The following is a 702-nucleotide window of genomic DNA, read 5'->3' as shown; positions in this document are numbered from 1 at the left end:
GCCTGCAACAACGACAACGAGAACCTGAACGGTGACCCCGTGGCCGCCCAGTTTACCGCCAGCATCGCCCCCGCCACCCGCGCCAGCGGAACCACCTGGACTGCCGGCGACCGTATCGGCATCACCGACATCGGCAACGATTCCCAGTACGGCAACGTGCCTTTCATCCTGAAAAACGGGAAATTTGAGGCAGAAGGAAAGGTCATCTATATCGAAGATGCAAAGACCCATACTTTCCGCGCCTACTATCCGTACAACGCGGCGGGAGGCATCCTCACAGCCACGACCGATGCCACGGCGCAGCAGAACCAGCCTGCCATCGACTTCCTCTTTGCTTCAGGAGCCACGGGAGACAAAAACAACCCGGTAGTAAGCTTCACCGACAAAACCGCCAAAGGCGGTGAAGACAACTCCTTCCACCACCGCATGAGCCAGATAACCCTTACCTTCGAGGCGGGCGACGGCGTGAATTTCAGCGTTGTCAAGCCTGAACGTTACACGCTGGACGGATTGTTACTCACCGGTACGTTCAACACGGCCGACGGTATTGCTACCGCAGACAACGGACTACAGACCGGAGAACTGACCATGAATTTGGCAGACGGCAATCTCACGTCATCGATCATCCTCTTCCCGCAGACAGTTGCATCCCTGCCGTTGGTTGTGAATTACAAAGGTCAGGAATATCATGCCACACTCACC

General features: G+C 56.4%; 1 protein-coding gene. It reads left to right on the top strand.

What is annotated here, in order from left to right; all coding sequences use genetic code 11:
* A partial coding sequence (locus tag KTQ90_RS13510; RefSeq protein WP_217318849.1) for a fimbrillin family protein occupies positions 1-702 on the top strand: 702 nt, incomplete at both ends.

It is taken from the genome of Leyella stercorea, from assembly GCF_019052365.1.
Taxonomy (GTDB): domain Bacteria; phylum Bacteroidota; class Bacteroidia; order Bacteroidales; family Bacteroidaceae; genus Prevotella.
The sequence above is the reverse complement of the archived record's forward strand: the minus strand, read 5'-3'. Positions and strand labels throughout refer to the sequence as shown.